Annotated in this window: 18 protein-coding genes, 1 pseudogene and 1 riboswitch; of the genes and pseudogenes, 13 read left to right on the top strand and 6 right to left on the bottom strand. The window is 35.7% G+C overall.

Features of this window, described 5'->3' with window-relative positions; genetic code table 11:
• The 6 genes from comGC to NCCP28_RS02785 all read left to right on the top strand — a co-directional run bounded on the left by comGC (position 1) and on the right by NCCP28_RS02785 (position 2191).
• The gene (gene comGC / locus NCCP28_RS02810) at positions 1-312 is read left to right on the top strand and encodes a competence type IV pilus major pilin ComGC (RefSeq protein ID WP_248559874.1); all 312 of its coding nucleotides are present in this window, start codon (positions 1-3) and stop codon (positions 310-312) included.
• On the top strand, positions 309-746 hold the full coding sequence (gene comGD, locus NCCP28_RS02805) for a competence type IV pilus minor pilin ComGD (protein WP_248559873.1): 438 nt from the start codon (positions 309-311) through the stop codon (positions 744-746). The genes comGC and comGD overlap by 4 nt, the downstream gene beginning before the upstream one ends.
• Positions 730-1053, top strand: coding sequence for a type II secretion system protein (locus NCCP28_RS02800; protein WP_248559872.1), 324 nt, complete (start codon positions 730-732; stop codon positions 1051-1053). Before comGD ends, NCCP28_RS02800 begins: the two co-directional genes overlap by 17 nt.
• On the top strand, positions 1001-1489 hold the full coding sequence (gene comGF, locus NCCP28_RS02795; protein ID WP_248559871.1) for a competence type IV pilus minor pilin ComGF: 489 nt from the start codon (positions 1001-1003) through the stop codon (positions 1487-1489). The genes NCCP28_RS02800 and comGF overlap by 53 nt, the downstream gene beginning before the upstream one ends.
• Positions 1476-1862 (top strand): competence type IV pilus minor pilin ComGG, encoded by a 387-nt coding sequence (comGG, locus tag NCCP28_RS02790; protein WP_248559870.1) that lies wholly within the window; start codon positions 1476-1478, stop codon positions 1860-1862. Before comGF ends, comGG begins: the two co-directional genes overlap by 14 nt.
• Before the next feature lie 137 nt (positions 1863-1999).
• Positions 2000-2191 carry a YqzE family protein gene (locus NCCP28_RS02785; protein WP_248559869.1) on the top strand — a complete coding sequence of 64 codons (192 nt, stop codon included), beginning with the start codon at positions 2000-2002 and terminating at the stop codon, positions 2189-2191.
• 58 nt (positions 2192-2249) lie between these two features.
• Here NCCP28_RS02785 and NCCP28_RS02780 read toward each other — a convergent pair whose 3' ends face one another.
• Both NCCP28_RS02780 and NCCP28_RS02775 read right to left on the bottom strand, forming a co-directional pair.
• Positions 2250-3044, bottom strand: a complete 795-nt coding sequence (locus NCCP28_RS02780) for a YqhG family protein (RefSeq protein WP_248559868.1) — start codon at positions 3042-3044, stop codon at positions 2250-2252.
• Entirely contained in the window at positions 3013-4713 is a 1701-nt protein-coding gene (locus NCCP28_RS02775) for a DEAD/DEAH box helicase (RefSeq protein ID WP_248559867.1), read from the bottom strand. Before NCCP28_RS02775 ends, NCCP28_RS02780 begins: the two co-directional genes overlap by 32 nt.
• 369 nt (positions 4714-5082) lie before the next feature.
• Positions 5083-5174, top strand: a riboswitch (glycine riboswitch).
• A gap of 208 nt (positions 5175-5382) precedes the next feature.
• Between NCCP28_RS02775 and gcvT the strand changes: the two genes are divergently transcribed.
• The 3 genes from gcvT to gcvPB are packed head-to-tail and all read left to right on the top strand — an operon-like array spanning position 5383 to position 9305.
• Complete coding sequence (gene gcvT / locus NCCP28_RS02770; protein WP_248559866.1) at positions 5383-6486, top strand: glycine cleavage system aminomethyltransferase GcvT; 1104 nt, start codon at positions 5383-5385, stop codon at positions 6484-6486.
• A gap of 22 nt (positions 6487-6508) precedes the next feature.
• Positions 6509-7855 carry an aminomethyl-transferring glycine dehydrogenase subunit GcvPA gene (gene gcvPA, locus NCCP28_RS02765; protein ID WP_248559865.1) on the top strand — a complete coding sequence of 449 codons (1347 nt, stop codon included), beginning with the start codon at positions 6509-6511 and terminating at the stop codon, positions 7853-7855.
• Positions 7848-9305, top strand: a complete 1458-nt coding sequence (gene gcvPB, locus NCCP28_RS02760) for an aminomethyl-transferring glycine dehydrogenase subunit GcvPB (RefSeq protein ID WP_248559864.1) — start codon at positions 7848-7850, stop codon at positions 9303-9305. The genes gcvPA and gcvPB overlap by 8 nt, the downstream gene beginning before the upstream one ends.
• A gap of 323 nt (positions 9306-9628) precedes the next feature.
• Here the strand turns inward: gcvPB and NCCP28_RS02755 are convergent, their stop codons facing one another.
• A complete protein-coding gene (locus NCCP28_RS02755) occupies positions 9629-9952 on the bottom strand; it encodes a rhodanese-like domain-containing protein (RefSeq protein WP_375709367.1) in 324 nt (107 codons plus the stop codon).
• A gap of 314 nt (positions 9953-10266) precedes the next feature.
• Between NCCP28_RS02755 and NCCP28_RS02750 the strand changes: the two genes are divergently transcribed.
• From NCCP28_RS02750 to splB, 3 genes and pseudogenes are all read left to right on the top strand, one after another.
• The gene (locus NCCP28_RS02750; RefSeq protein ID WP_248559862.1) at positions 10267-11103 is read left to right on the top strand and encodes a lipoate--protein ligase family protein; all 837 of its coding nucleotides are present in this window, start codon (positions 10267-10269) and stop codon (positions 11101-11103) included.
• A gap of 172 nt (positions 11104-11275) precedes the next feature.
• Positions 11276-11692 (top strand): annotated as a pseudogene (locus NCCP28_RS02745) (hypothetical protein); the annotation flags it as partial.
• A 134-nt stretch (positions 11693-11826) separates the two neighbouring features.
• The gene (gene splB / locus NCCP28_RS02740; RefSeq protein ID WP_248559861.1) at positions 11827-12852 is read left to right on the top strand and encodes a spore photoproduct lyase; all 1026 of its coding nucleotides are present in this window, start codon (positions 11827-11829) and stop codon (positions 12850-12852) included.
• 86 nt (positions 12853-12938) lie between these two features.
• On the opposite strand, the gene NCCP28_RS02735 is transcribed toward splB, so the two are convergent.
• A complete protein-coding gene (locus NCCP28_RS02735) occupies positions 12939-13157 on the bottom strand; it encodes a spore coat protein (protein ID WP_248560277.1) in 219 nt (72 codons plus the stop codon).
• Between the two features lie 199 nt (positions 13158-13356).
• On the opposite strand from NCCP28_RS02735, the gene NCCP28_RS02730 reads away from it, so the two are divergent.
• A complete protein-coding gene (locus NCCP28_RS02730) occupies positions 13357-14241 on the top strand; it encodes a patatin-like phospholipase family protein (protein WP_248559860.1) in 885 nt (294 codons plus the stop codon).
• 81 nt (positions 14242-14322) lie between these two features.
• On the opposite strand, the gene NCCP28_RS02725 is transcribed toward NCCP28_RS02730, so the two are convergent.
• Positions 14323-14712 (bottom strand): SA1362 family protein, encoded by a 390-nt coding sequence (locus tag NCCP28_RS02725; protein WP_248559859.1) that lies wholly within the window; start codon positions 14710-14712, stop codon positions 14323-14325.
• Positions 14713-14867: 155 nt separating this feature from the next.
• Positions 14868-15806 carry a DUF1385 domain-containing protein gene (locus tag NCCP28_RS02720; protein ID WP_248559858.1) on the bottom strand — a complete coding sequence of 313 codons (939 nt, stop codon included), beginning with the start codon at positions 15804-15806 and terminating at the stop codon, positions 14868-14870.
• Between the last annotated feature and the right edge of the window lie 244 nt (positions 15807-16050).

Raw genomic sequence — 16050 nt, 5'->3', positions numbered from 1 at the left:
ATGAAAAATGAAAAGGGATTTACATTGATTGAAATGATGATTGTACTATTGGTTATTTCCATTTTGCTTTTAATTACGATTCCAAATGTAACAAAACATAATTCCAAAATCAACACAACCGGCTGTAACGCATTTATAAAGATGGTTCAAGCAGAAGTTCAGTCCTATTATATGGATAAAAAAAAATATCCAGAAACACCGGCAGATCTGGCAGAGGAAGGGTACTTGCAGGAGGGGCAAACAACTTGTCCCAATGGAGATGCTATATCAATTAGCACAAATGGCACAGTAACAGTTCAAAGTACACCATGATGAATGAAAAAGGATTTACGTTACTAGAAATGATGGTGGCATTGTCTATTTTTATGATTTTACTCTCTTTATCTTTTCTTTTATTTAAACCGCAAATGGAGATGGCAAAAGGAAATACTTTTTTTACCCAGCTGCAAGCTGATTTATTTTATGCCCAAAGTTATGCACTTTCCCATCAAATGAGAATATATGTTCAATTTACTCCATCACAAAAAGAGTATGCGATTAAAGGAGACATTGCGACAGGGGAGATTATTTACCGCAAATATGACGAAGCGGTAGTCATTAACGATGATCGCATTTCCTTTAATTTTTCCATATTGCCTAATGGAAATATGAGCAAATTTGCCACATACCCGTTTTTAATAGGAGAAAAAAAATATACGCTGACGATTCAGATTGGCCAAGGTAGATTTTATGTTACGAAATGGTAAAGGCTTTTCTCTTCCTGAAATGTTTTTGGCTTTAACTGTTTTGTTTATGCTGTGCCTCTTTTTTATTCCGGCATATACTCATTTGCTTAAACAGCTGAAGCAATTGGATGAAGAAAAATTGGCCATTCAAGTATTATATGAATATCTAGAAGGAGTACTTGTAGAGGATAAGGGAAAGGAGAATTTTCATATAGAAAAAGAGGGCATTCTCTATCAGGTCAAATGGAACACAGAAAAGGAGATATGCATTTATCATGAAAATAATTTTCAAAGAAAGCAATTTTTTTGTGAAATCTATTACAAATAAAAAGGGATTTATTTTATTAGATATGTTGTTTTCTTTATTTGTTTTTTTAGTAATTGTCTCCTTTTTGCCTTTTTTTCTTCAAATTATCCTTAATATACAGCCGGCAGAGAAGCAATTGCAAAATATTGAGTGGGAAATTTTTGCTCAACAATTAAAAAAAGAAGCAAGGATGTCAGAGAGCATAAATATCGAGCAAAATAAGCTTCTCCTTTATGTTAATGGAGAAAATATTCAGTATGAATGCTATTCTAATAAAATTCGCAGAAGAGTTAATGTATCTGGGCATGAAGTAGTTTTGCAAAGGATAGAAATGATTGGTTTCTTTTCTATTGCTAATGGAGTGAAAATTATCGTAAAAGATCAATATATGCAGCAGAAAGAAGTTGAAATACGGTCTTATTTAAATCTTGAGGGGGATGTAGATGATTCGTCGTGAAAGTGGGTTTATTTATCCTGTTACATTTTGTGTGTTTCTTTTATTTATGGTTTTTTTTGCAGGAATGACAGAGTTTTATATCACTAAAAAAAAGATATTGGAAGAAACGAAAGCACAATACAGAAATGGTTATTATTTAATGAATACCGTAAAAGATATTGAAGGGAAATTAGCTGATCAAGAAATAGAAGGGAAAATAGGGAAATATATATATAATCATGGGGCTGTTCAATATACAATTCAAAAATATTCAGAAGCAGAGGAAAAGATTGACTATGTGCTGACGGCAGAGCCAAATTATCAAATAAACGCCATCAGCTATTTTAATGCAGAACAGCATAAAATGACAAAGTGGGTAGAGAAAACAAAGTGATGGAAGAATATCTTCAGGCTGCCGACAAACACTTTCCATCAGCCTGAAAAGTCAGCAAAATGAACTTTGTTCACACTTTGGAATATTTTGTTTCATTGCTGGTTATGCTGTAAGTAAAAAGTCGGGGGAGTATTGTGATGAATACAAATGATTATGTAAGATATTTAACGCAAACATTTGTACAATATATGGATCAGCCGAAAGATCAGCGAAAGCAACTAAAAAAAGAAAAAAAAGATCAGAAAGAACCTTTTATGCTCAGATGGTTTGGCATTTTGCCATATGCGATCAGCTATAGCGTCAAAAAATCGAGACGAAGAAAAGATTAATGAAAAAGGCCTATTAGATAAACGCTTTTTAAAGAGCGCTATACTAATAAGCCTTTTTTTACATGGCTTCCGAAGCTAAATAAAAGAGTCCGCCGTTTACAATGGATATATTTATTTTCGGCTCGTATTGTTCTTGAAGGGCTAATCTTTCTGTTTCTAGGCTTTCTGAGTAGTCCTCCATATCTTCATAGAAATGTTCTAATAGATGCAAATCTTTTGCCCATCTTTGTTTTGCCTCTTCTGCCCATGTATAATCTTCTTTTAGCAGATCTTGTTTTACTGTATTTTCAATTCTTGTTATGCCGCTTTTGGGCATAATAAGGGGAGATAAAGTAAAAGCAAAATCGGGAATTTTTGCTGCTAAAGGCAATTTTTCTAATTTTGATTGAAAATCATCCACAATTTGTCCGTTGATTAGCTGCAAACCAATAGAACGAAAAATATCTCGTTTTCGATCACATTGATAAGATATTTTCATATTGATATTAATCCATGGTTTTAGTGCGGTATGCTCTTGAGCTTTCCCTTTTCTATTTTCATATAAACGGATATAACCAGATAATTTTTTGGCGCATGTAAATAATTGATGCAATCTAGGGGATCCAAAGTGGATTAGTTCCCCTTTTATATCTTTTGGAGCAATGGCTGGGTTGGTAATCAGCGTTAACTTGGCTGGATTTGGTATCCCTCCTGTTTTTTCAAGGTAATGCCAATAAAATGGCCGATTCATTAGTTCTTTGTCAAGGTCAATTGTTAATTGCACTACCAAATATCCTTGTTTATTTTCCAGCAGCTCGCAGTCATTTGCTAAAAAAAAACGTTCAAGAAATTGATGTATTTCCGCTTGCTTCATTACCTTCACCTTCCTTTAAACTCTGAGCAAATTCAATCATGCTTGTCAAATTATCCATTTTAATTTTCATTTCTCCTTCTGTCCGAGAATGGGAGAATATGTCCATCATATGGTCGTCCATTTTGCCAAAATCTAATTTTGTTAAAATATCATCAAGATCGCCGACCACTTTTTCAAATAAATGAATTTTTTCATATAATAATTTTAAAATATGATCTTCCATCGTTTCTTTTATAGCAAAATTATAAATCATCACATTTTTTTCTTGTCCCAAACGGTGGATTCTGCCAATTCTTTGTTCTAGCCGCATTGGATTCCAGGGCAAATCAAAGTTGATGATATGATTGCAAAACTGTAGATTGATGCCTTCTCCGCCTGCTTCTGTTGCAATAAGCACTTGAGCATGATTTTGAAATAAATCTCTCATCCAATCTTTTTTTCCTCTTTTAAATCCGCCGCGAAAAGGAACCGATGTGATCCCGTGCTGTTTAAGAAACCATTGCAGATATAGTTGTGTGGCTCGATATTCTGTAAAGATAATGACTTTATCATCTATTTTTTTGATTAATTCTAGAGCTTTGTTTGCTTTTGAATTACTTTGAACAGCTTCAACCTTTTTCATTAAAAATTGAATGTTTTGCAGTAATGCATCAGTGGGCTGTTCTGCTTTCTTCAGCATATTCTGCAGAGTATAATAGACGGCTTCCCGTGAGCTGCATGCTTCTCTTTGCAGGGTAATCAGCGAAAATGGGCTTCTGCCTTCTTCGCTGATATCCAGCTCTTTTAAGCGAAGAATACTGTCATAAAGTTCTTGTTCCTCTTTGGAGAATTCAATTGTAACTGCTTCGACAATACGTTTTGTCCATTCAATGCCAGTGTCTTGTCTTCTGTTGCGAATCATCACTTTATTGACTAGTTCTTTTAAATGCTCGTCATCGTTAATAGAGCGGGCATCTTTTTTATATTTTTCGTAAAATGTCGCTTCGTTTCCTAAATGCCCTGGCTTTAGCAAAGAAACTAGGTTGAATATTTCGCTTATGCGATTTTGGATGGGTGTTGCAGTCAGCAAAAGGCAGAACTTCTTTTTTAAGTTTTGCACAAATTCATAGTTTTTGGTTTTATTATTTTTTAGTTTATGTGCTTCATCAATAATAACTAAATCATAGTCTTGATTATAAATAATATCTTTATGAGGATCTCTTTTTGCTGTATCAATTGAAGATACAACGATATCAGCTTGTTCCCATACATAGCTTTTTCTTTGAATGGCAGCGGGAATGAAAAATTTTGTATTTAATTCCATTGCCCATTGTGTGACAAGGGAAGCAGGCACTAATATAAGCACTTTTTTGACAAGTCCGCGAATCATATATTCTTTTAGAATCAACCCTGCTTCAATCGTTTTTCCAAGACCTACTTCATCTGCCAGTATTGCTTTGCCGTTCATGTCTTCAATTACCTTTTTTGCTACTTCTAACTGATGGGGAAGTGGAGTTAAATCCGATAAATGTTTGGGAGCTTGCAATCCTTCGAACTCAGGAATAATGGTATGCTGTTCCACTTCTAGAGCAAGTTTATATAACTCCCAATTTGCCCATGGACCATCATCTGCCATTCTTTTCATAATTTCTTCATTCCATGAAGGGTCAAAGTTAATTGAAATTGTCATCTTGTTCTTCCTTTCTGTCAGATTTGCGATATAGAAAAGAAACTTATTTTCTAAACACAGACACTATATGAAAATAGTCGGAATACATTGTATAAATCATCTATTTTAAATTATCTTGCAAAACGAAAAAAAGTAGTTGCCTGTTTTTTATCATGATGTTAGGATTAAGGTGTTAAATGTTTTAAAATTTGTCGCATTATATTTATTTGACTGTTGAAATATGAACGTTTACCTGGTTTTTGTTATTAAATGATCGTGTTTAAGTGGTGGGAATAATAATCTAAATACTATTTATTAGAATCATAAAGCTAGTATGTGAAAAATAGATAGTAATAGTATGACCCATTAAAAATAATTTTATAAATGCGGATGAGAAATAGGGGAGAGACTACGTATGTGGCGCCGAAGGAGCAAACAATTTACTTTGTGAATCTCTCAGGCAAAAGAACTCTATTTTGACGCAGCTCTGGAGAGTGCTGCATTCTCTTTTTTAGAGAGTCGGCCACCAAAGGGGACAGCCGAGATTTTCGGTAAACTTTCAGGTGCAAGGACAGAGACCCTAACTTTTTATAAGGGAGGGTTCTGTCCTTTTTTGTGAACTTTTTTCTGAAAGAACGAATTCTCACTAAAAAGTTTTATAGAAAAAATAAGAGAAAAGGAGCAATTAATATGACGGAGTTAAAGCGGACACCATTATTTCCTTTTTATAAACAATATGGCGGAAAAACAATTGATTTTGGCGGATGGGATTTGCCTGTGCAATTTTCAAGTATAAAGGAAGAACATGAGGCGGTAAGAACAAAAGCTGGTTTATTTGATGTTTCTCATATGGGGGAAATAGAAGTAAAAGGAAAAGAAAGTTTGTCCTTTTTACAAAAAATGTTAACGAATGATGTCTCCAAAATTAAAAATGGCGGAGCACAATATGCTGCCATGTGTTATGAAAATGGTGGAACTGTCGATGATTTGCTTACATATAAATTAGCGGATGATCATTATTTGCTAGTGGTTAATGCCTCTAATATCGAAAAAGATTTTAATTGGCTCAAAGAACATGCTGAAGGGGAAGTTGAATTAGTTGATTTGTCGGAAAATTTTGCACAATTAGCTCTTCAGGGACCATTATCTGGAAAAGTTATTCAAAAAATAAACCCAAATATCAATTTAAGTTCCATCGGTTATTTTCAATTCCAGCAAAAACAGAACCTAGCTGGCAAACAAGTGCTGTTGTCTCGTACAGGATATACAGGAGAAGATGGGTTTGAAATCTATTGTGACAGCAAAGATGCAGGAGAGCTATGGCAGGAGATTCTTGCAGCTGGGAAAGAAGATGGAGTTCTTCCTTGTGGATTAGGAGCAAGAGACACCCTTCGTTTTGAAGCAACACTTGCACTTTATGGGCAAGAATTATCTGCAAGTATTTCTCCATTAGAAGCAGGTATCGGCTTTGCTGTTAAATTAAATAAAGAGGCAGATTTTATCGGGAAATCTGCATTAGCAGCGCAAAAAGAAAATGGCATTGCTAGAAAGCTTGTTGGTGTAGAGATGATAGACAGAGGAATTCCAAGACATGGCTATAAAGTATATGCAAATGGAGAAGTGATTGGTGAAGTAACAACAGGAACGCAATCTCCAACGCTAAAGAAAAACATTGGGCTAGTTCTATTAAATATAGAATATGCAAAGCTAGATCAAGAAGTGGAAATTGAAATTAGAGGAAAATATGTAAAAGCAAAAGTAGCAGCCACTCCATTTTATAAAAGAACAAATTAAATAGTAGGAGGAGTTTGATAGGATGAAACATCGCTATTTGCCAATGACGACTGAAGATAAAAAAGCAATGTTAGGGACGATTGGGGTAAATTCTGTTGATGAACTTTTTACAGATATTCCAGAAAGTGTTCGTTTTCAAGGAGAATACAATATTAAACCAGCTAAAGATGAATCTGCATTATTAAAAGAATTAAGCAGATTAGCGAAAAAAAATGCGGATGCCAAATCAAATGTTTCTTTTTTAGGTGCAGGTGTATATGACCATTACTCTCCTGTCATTGTGGATCATGTTATTTCACGTTCCGAGTTTTATACAGCGTATACCCCTTACCAGCCAGAAATTTCACAAGGTGAATTGCAAGCGATTTTTGAATTTCAAACGATGATTTGCGAGCTTACTGGCATGGATGTAGCAAACTCTTCTATGTATGATGGCCCAACAGCTTTGGCTGAAGCAGGGATGTTAAGTGCAGGTGCGACAAAAAGAAAAAAAATACTTGTATCGAGCACCGTTCATCCAGAAGCAAAGGAAGTTGTGAAAACATATGCTAAAGGTCAATATATTGAGGTAGTGGAAATTCCCCATAATAACGGTATAACAGATATTGATGCGCTAAAAGCAATGATGGACAAAGAGGTTGCGGCGGTAATGATTCAATATCCTAATTTTTTTGGCAGAATTGAACCATTAAAAGAGCTAGAAGAAATTATTCATGCAGATAAAGGAATGTTTGTTGTTTCTAGCAATCCATTAGCATTAGGAATTTTAACGCCACCAGGAAAATTTAATGCGGATATTGTTGTGGGAGATGCTCAAAGTTTTGGCATTCCCCAAGGCTTTGGAGGACCACATTGCGGTTATTTTGCTGTAACATCTAAATTGATGCGTAAAGTGCCAGGACGTTTAGTTGGGCAAACAGTGGACGATCAAGGAAAAAGAGGTTTTGTTTTGACTTTGCAAGCAAGGGAGCAGCATATCCGTAGAGATAAAGCCACTTCTAATATTTGCTCTAATCAGGCGCTAAATGCACTAGCTGCTTCTGTTGCGATGACAGCTCTTGGAAAACATGGGGTAAAAGAAATGGCAGTCAGCAATTTGCAAAAGGCTGCATATGCAAAAAGCAAATTTAAAGAAGCTGGCTTTAAAATTGCTTTTGATGGACATTCTTTTAATGAATTTGTTGTCAATTGCAAGGCACCAGTTTCTACAATTAATCGAGAACTTCTGCAAAAAGGAATCATAGGCGGATATGATTTAGGCAGAGATTATGACAATCTTGATAATCATATGCTTGTAGCTGTAACAGAATTAAGAACGAAAGAGGAAATCGATGAATTTGTAAAAGAAATGGAGGATTACCATGCATAATCAAGAAGTAGCACTTATATTTGAAAGCAGTACACCTGGGCGTATTGGATATAGTCTCCCTGAAATGGATGTGCCGGAAATCGCATTAGAAGATCTTTTGCCTACTGATTATGTAAGGGAAGAAAATCCAGAGTTGCCAGAGGTTTCTGAATTGGATATTATGCGTCATTATACAGCTTTATCAAAAAGAAACCATGGTTTGGATTCTGGTTTTTATCCATTAGGTTCTTGTACGATGAAATATAATCCAAAGATTAATGAACATGTCGCAAGATTCGCAGGTTTTGCCAATATTCATCCACTGCAAGAGGAAAATTCTGTTCAGGGTGCATTAGAGCTGATGTACGATTTGCAAGAGCATTTAACAGAAATAACAGGGATGGATGAAGTGACACTACAGCCAGCTGCAGGAGCTCATGGGGAATGGACGGGACTTATGATGATTCGTGCATACCATGAAGCAAAAGGTGATACAAATCGCACCAAAGTTATTGTTCCTGACTCTGCTCACGGCACAAACCCAGCATCAGCAACGGTTGCAGGCTTAGAAACAATCACAGTAAAATCAAATGAGCAGGGTTTAGTAGACTTAGAAGACTTAAGAAGAGTGGTTGGAGAAGATACAGCTGCACTGATGTTGACAAATCCCAATACGTTAGGTTTATTTGAGGAAAATATTTTGGAAATGGCTGAAATTGTTCATAGTGCCGGCGGAAAATTATATTATGATGGAGCTAATTTGAATGCCGTATTATCAAAAGCTAGACCAGGAGATATGGGATTTGATGTTGTTCACTTAAACCTGCATAAGACTTTTACAGGTCCCCATGGCGGCGGAGGTCCAGGATCAGGCCCAGTAGGAGTAAAAGCAGATTTGATTCCATTTTTGCCGAAACCTGTTATCGTAAAAATCGGCGATGAATATAGTTTTGATTATGACCGTCCACAATCGATTGGTCGGGTTAAGCCGTTTTACGGAAACTTTGGCATTAATGTTCGGGCTTATACGTATATCCGCTCCATGGGGCCAGATGGTTTAAAAGCAGTAACGGAAAATGCCGTATTAAATGCTAATTATATGATGAGAAGATTAGCGGAATTTTATGATTTGCCATTTGACCGTCACTGCAAGCATGAATTTGTATTAAGCGGAAAACGCCAGAAGAAGCTGGGTGTCCGCACTTTGGATATAGCCAAAAGACTTTTAGACTTCGGCTATCATCCGCCAACTATCTACTTCCCCCTTAATGTAGAAGAATGCATCATGATTGAACCGACTGAAACGGAATCAAAAGAAACATTAGATCAATTTATTGATGCGATGATTCAAATTGCAAAAGAAGCAGAGGAAACACCAGAAACTGTGCAAGAAGCACCTCATACTACAGTAATTGGCAGATTAGATGAGGCGCTTGCAGCAAGAAAACCAGTATTGCGTTATATAAAGTGAAATCAACCAGCAGTGGGGGCTTCATCCCCTGCTGGTTGTTGGTTGAACCAATCGGGCTTTTATGGGCAGCTGTTGCTGTTCCCCGCCTAGAATTCTTTTAATCTTGAGGCGGGAGACTTATTGCCCATTCAGGAGAGATAAAAAACTCGAGGATGCCTTTATAACAGCATAAGCGGAATTTGGAAAACCCTCGAGTTTTTTGTTTTCCAAAAAGAACGCATTTTTTATAAGAAGATATAATGTTTTTTACTGTAAGAAAATTTTTGCACGCAAAAAAGAGGGGAATAGTCTATGGGCCCCTCTTTTTATATAGTAAATCAATATTAATTTTTAATTTTTACTTTTCCAGACCATTTCTTAAATCCGCCTTGCAGTTGTGTAAGCTCTTTATAGCCTTTGCGATGAAGCATTTGAGCCGCTCTTCCGCTTCGCATGCCATTTTGGCAGTATAGATATACTGGTTTGTCTGGACGAATTTCTCCTCGGCGCATTTTCATTTGAGATAAAGGAATATTTCTAGCACCTAAAACATGGCCTGCTTCAAATTCATTTGGCTCTCTTACATCTATTAGTTGTGCCTTTCTGTATCCTTGGCGGAATTCTTCCTCTGTTACTGTTTTTACTATTCTACGTTGATACAGCCACATTATCACAGAATAGATGATAAATGCTGCAATTGCTATTAGAAGAGTGTAAATCGCTTCCAATGCTCATTCCCCTTTCCATTACATACACTCCTTCTATTATATAAGTGAAACGTGATACTAGTAAAGAGAATACTTTTCGAATAAAGAAACTTTTAAAAGTAGATATAGGGAAAAAGGAGCTAATATTTAACATTATAGGCGATGGAATTGAAATTTATGGAAGGAAAGACTGATTGCTTTTCATCCCATCTACTTTTTGGTAGACTTATAACTTGGTTTTAAGTACATAAGATTATTGTAAAGAAGGGGTTTAAATGGCACAAGAAACTTGGAGATTTATTGATACTGGCAAACGTTCGCCTGCTTTTAATATGGCTTTAGACGAAGCATTATTAGAATGGCACTCTACTGGTGAATTCCCCCCTGTCATAAGGTTTTATGGTTGGGACCCAGCAACGCTTTCTATTGGCTATTTTCAAAAAGTAGAAAAAGAAATAAACATGGATGCCGTAAAAGAGCTTAATCTCGGGTTTGTTAGAAGACCAACAGGCGGAAGAGGGGTTCTTCATGAACATGAATTGACCTACAGTGTTATTGTTTCAGAAGATTATCCAGATATGCCTAAAACGGTTACAGAAGCATATAGAGTTATTTCAGAGGGAATTTTAAAAGGATTTCATCTGCTAGGATTAGATGCTTATTTTTCCGTACCAAAAACGGAAGAGCAAAAAAATAGCTTAAAAAACCCTCGTTCTGCTGTTTGTTTTGATGCTCCGAGCTGGTATGAATTAGTGGTGGAAGGAAGAAAGGTAGCAGGAAGTGCACAAACAAGGCAAAAAGGGGTAATTTTGCAGCATGGTTCTATTCTTTTAGATTTAGATGAAGATAAATTATTTCAGTTGTTTAAATATCCGAATGAACGTGTAAAAGAAAGAATGCAAAAGGCATTTAAAGAAAAAGCAGTTGCGATAAATAGCTTAACTTCAAAGGAAATTACATTAGATATGGCAAAAGCCGCTTTTAAACAGGGTTTTGAAGAGGGATTGGATATTCTGCTAGAGCCATATGAATTAACAGAAGAACAAGTGAAATATGTCGATAAGCTAGCAAAAGAAAGATACGAAAATGATGAATGGAATTTTCGCAGATAAATAAAGGTAGCGGTTTTTGTTTTTAAAGAGTGCTGTTTAAGAGCACTCTTTTTTTATTATGATAAATAGTATAAGCTTTTTTTTCGGAAGAATATTTGAACCGCTTATTCAGGAAAAATGTCTTCAAACCAATGGTTTATCTTAATGTTTAAGATGCAAGCATGGAAAATGATCGCCAAAAGCGCATGCAGATGTTCAATGCATTATTCAAAGATGGATCGATAGTTCTATCAGTAAAACAGTTAATGCACCTAAAGGATACAGTGTGGAACAAGTGCAAAAAGTATATGAAAGATTATATAAAGGCGTTGCAAAAGGCGGAACGGTTTATGTAGATGGTTCCCGCGACAGCCAAGTATTAACATTAAAAGCAGAAGAAAATACATTTGATGATGAAAAAAAGAATAAAGAAGCGGCAAAACCATATGCTTTATTAGTAGATACAATGAATGAATTAAGATCTACCAATATGATAATAGGTTCAGAAATTGGCGATACTTGCCCAGTATGCCGAAAAGGAATTGTAGAGGAAATTGGTGGATGCAATACTTGCACCAATTGCAGTACAGAATTAAAATGTGGCCTGTAAAAGAATGGTTAATGCAAGAGGATGGGGATAATTCCCTGTCCTTTTTTTTGTTTTTTAGCCCACATTAATAGTTAGTATGAGTCTATTTTAATGATGCAAATGAAAAGAGCTTGAGAAAGGAGCACCTTTTCTTTATGAAACCGTTTATCCCGCAATTAGTATATATTGAGCCTAGAGCATTAGACTATCCTTTGGGGAGAGAACTAAAAGAAAAGTTTGAAAAGATGGGACTGGAGATTAGAGAAACAACCTCCCATAATCAAGTAAGAGGGATACCTGGGGATAATGAGTTTCAGCAATATCGTAATGCTAAATCTACTTTAGTTGTTGGAGTTCGCAAAACATTAAAATTTGATACCTCTAAACCCTCTGCAGAATATGCTATTCCACTTGCAACAGGGTGCATGGGTCATTGTCATTACTGTTATTTGCAAACTACACTTGGAAGCAAACCATATATTAGAACATATGTAAACATCGAAGAAATATTTGCCCAAGCAGATGAATACATGAAAGAGCGGGGAGAGCAAATTACTCGTTTTGAAGCAGCTTGTACTTCTGATATTGTTGGCATTGATCATTTAACCCATTCTCTGAAAAAAACTATTGAGCATTTTGGAAAATCAGAAACAGGAAGACTTCGCTTTGTAACAAAATATCATCATGTGGATCATTTATTAGATGCAAAACATAATGGAAAAACAAGATTTCGTTTCAGTGTCAATTCAAGATATGTCATTAAAAATTTTGAGCCTGGCACTTCTAGTTTTGATGAACGATTGGAAGCTGCAAGAAAAGTAGCCAATGCAGGCTATCCACTAGGATTTATTATTGCCCCCATCTATTTGCACGAAGACTGGAAAGCAGGATATTATGAATTATTTCAGCATTTATCAGAAAGTCTAAAAGATACTGTAATTGAGGATTTGACATTTGAAATGATTCAGCATCGGTTCACAAAACCAGCAAAAAAAGTAATTGCAAAAAGATATCCAAAAACAAAATTAGAAATGGACGAAGAAAAGCGCAAATATAAATGGGGACGATATGGAATAGGCAAGTATGTATATAAAGATGATGAAGCGAAGGATCTCGAAGGAACGATTCGTGGCTATATTGCAGAGTTTTTTCCATATGCAGAAGTGGCTTATTTTACATGAATTTTCTGGCAGTATATAAAAAGGCAGCAAATTGTATGCTGCCTTTTTATATTTTAGAGATTATTTGCTTTTCCTATCTATATAAATCAATAGTATCCATATGGTGCTCCATATCCATAATAAGGAGGATATCCCCCGTAGCCATATGCTGGCGATAATAATGCTCCTGTTGCAAGCCCGCCTAAAAATCCTAACCCTAACCCTAAACCAGGGCCGCCAAAACCGAACCCAGGTCTGCCAAAACCAAATCCGGGTCTCCCAAAACCAGGACCGCCAAATCCAGGTCTGCCAAAAGGTCTTCTCATATCTTCATGAAAATAAAGTGGTTGATTCAATTGTATATCCTCCTCATTTTTTCTATTTATACAACAATAGCTTATGTGCAAGGATTGGACTATGTATGGGTAAAACGTCTAGAAACCAACAAATTAAAAATCCAAGTACTATTTTTTGTCTCACTCGCTTAAAGTGTATCAATGCACGAATTATAAGGAGAGTGACTTTATGTACATAGACGGGGTTTTTTCAGGCGGTGGAATCAAAGGTCTAGCATTAATTGGTGCATATGAAGTAGTGGAGGAAAAGGGGCTGAAGTTTACAAGGCTGGCTGGCACAAGTGCAGGCTCGATTGTTGCTGCTTTTGTTGCTGCAAATTATTCAAGCAGAGAGATCAAGGAGTTGCTTGAGGAACTGGACCTATCTCTATTTATGGATGCACGAAAACTTTTGGTGCCTTTTCCATTAGCCAAATGGTTATTCATTTATTGGAAATTGGGTTTATATAAAGGCAATGCATTGGAGAAATGGCTCGAGGAAAAATTAGCGGCAAAAGGAATACGTACATTTGCCGATTTGCCCCCACAAACCTTAAGAGTCATTGCCTCTGACATTACAAATGGAGTGCTTTTAGTTCTGCCAGATGATCTCCCTAAATATGGAATTAACCCACAGCATTTTTCTGTGGCAAAAGCAATTCGAATGAGCTGCAGTTTACCTTATTTTTTTGAACCGGTGAAACTGGGTCCAGCTACTAATAAAAGCATTATTGTGGATGGAGGGGTTTTAAGCAATTTTCCTATGTGGCTGTTTGACCAGGAAAATATTTTAAAAACAAGACCAGTTTTAGGGATATCGTTAAGTCATCATATTGCAGAACATCCCAAACATGTCATTCATAATGCAATACAGTTATTTGGCGCCATGTTTGAAACAATGAAAGATGCCCATGACTCTCGGTATATTTCCAGAAAACATGCCAAAAATATTATTTTTATTCCAACAGAAGGAATCGCAGCAACAGAATTCTCTTTAACAAAAGAAAGGCAAGAGGAGTTATACCAATTAGGCAGAGCTTATGCTCAAAAATTTTTTAAAACATGGACTTATTAAACTCCTCTGTTGATAGATGATGCCCCTATCCTTATTAAAATTTCTCTAAGGCAGCCGGTTGAAAAAAAAAGAATCAAGCTTCTATAAAGAAGCTCGATTCTTTTTTTTTCCTTTTTTTCCCTCAATCACAGTAAGATGCGCTGAAGTAGTACTGCGCTTAAATTTTTTTGCTTTTAAGGAAGAATTAGTTTTTAGACTAGCTGGTTTATTTGGGGATTTTTCCTTATAATGCAGCCTCTTTTTAGATTTTTTTGCTGCTTTAATAAAAGCTTTCTGTTCTCTTTTTTGAGGACTGCTTTTATATAGTCTTTGGGCAATAAACCAAATAAGCACACCAACAACTAATAAAACCGCAATATTTTTTACAAAGCCGATTGGGTCTGTAATCAGTCTGGAAATCAAACCGATTGAAGCAAACAAGATCACGAAACTGATGACTGCTATTGAAATACGATTCTTCAAAAAAGCCACCTCCCTAAAAGCATGATAAGCATTTTTTAAAAATTTTAAACGAGTAATTACAAAAGTTTATTCAAATTTAAATAATTTAGCAATAAATGAATGCATTTTTTTAAAAAAGTTTGAGAAATGGGTCTAAAAGATTGTTTTATTGGCAAATGCCTCAGCTAAATCGATGATGCATTTTGTTTTGCTGTTTCTTGTTCTCTTCGCAGAAGCTCTTTAAATGAAAAAATTGCTACTTCTACTTGATCGTCTTTGGGCTCTTTTGTTGTCAGAAGCTGCAGCCATAAACCAGGCAAGCCTAAATATTTTAAAACTGGAACATTTTTGACTTTATTAGTTAATTGCAGAACTTCAAAAGAGATTCCTAAAACAACTGGTATTAGCGCTATTCTGCTTAATACACGCTCTACAAGGGAGTCGGTCGGAAAAAATAAATAAAGAAATAATCCAACAAATACAGTGAATAGTATAAAACTGCTGCCGCATCGGTAATGGAGACGAGATTGTGATTGAACGTTTTTTACGGTTAAATCTAATCCATTTTCAAAGCAGTTTATTACTTTATGTTCTGCTCCATGATATTGGAATACCCTCTTAATTAATGGAGTTAAAGAAACAAAGTATATATAGCTCAGCAAGAGAATTAGCTTAAACAAACTTTCTAACAAGATCTGTCCGAAATGGCCGCTGATTATTGGCTGGAACAATGCAGCTAAAAAAGTTGGAACCAATGTGAAGATGAATTTTCCAAATAAAAAGGAAAGGATGCCAATTGCTGCAACACCAAGTATCATGGTTAATTTAGAAGGCTCTTGTTCTGTTAATTTATAATCTTCTGCAGGATCCACATCATAGCGGTCAGTTGAGTAATTTAAATGTTTTGTGCCGTTTCCGCTTGCTTCAATAATGGAAACAATTCCTCGCACAAAAGGGATTTTTTTTAGTTTCGCAAATTTTTGATTGTGTTTCCGCGGAAGATGAAAATATTCAATTGTTTGATCTTTGCGTCTAATAGCAGTGATGTAATGATGTTTTCCTCCAAACATTACACCTTCTACTACTGCCTGCCCTCCATAAATAGGTTTTTGCTCATTTCCCATGAAAGTTACACCAGCCTCAGGTTAAATTTGGTGAAACAGCAAAATATAAATGTTTTTTCTGTTAGTAAAGAAGAAAATCGAATTGCTGTATATACCTACTTCTATATTACTAAAAATATCGCAAAACAACTAGCCTAACACCTTATTTACTTTCATTGTATGAATCTGATTCAGAAGGAATGAACAGCAAGATAACGGTGATACTATATACAACATTAGTTTATGTTAAGAGAGGAAAATTTTT

The organism is Niallia sp. NCCP-28 (assembly GCF_023168165.1).
Classification (GTDB): Bacteria; Bacillota; Bacilli; order Bacillales; family Cytobacillaceae; genus Niallia.
The sequence above is the reverse complement of the archived record's forward strand: the minus strand, read 5'-3'. Positions and strand labels throughout refer to the sequence as shown.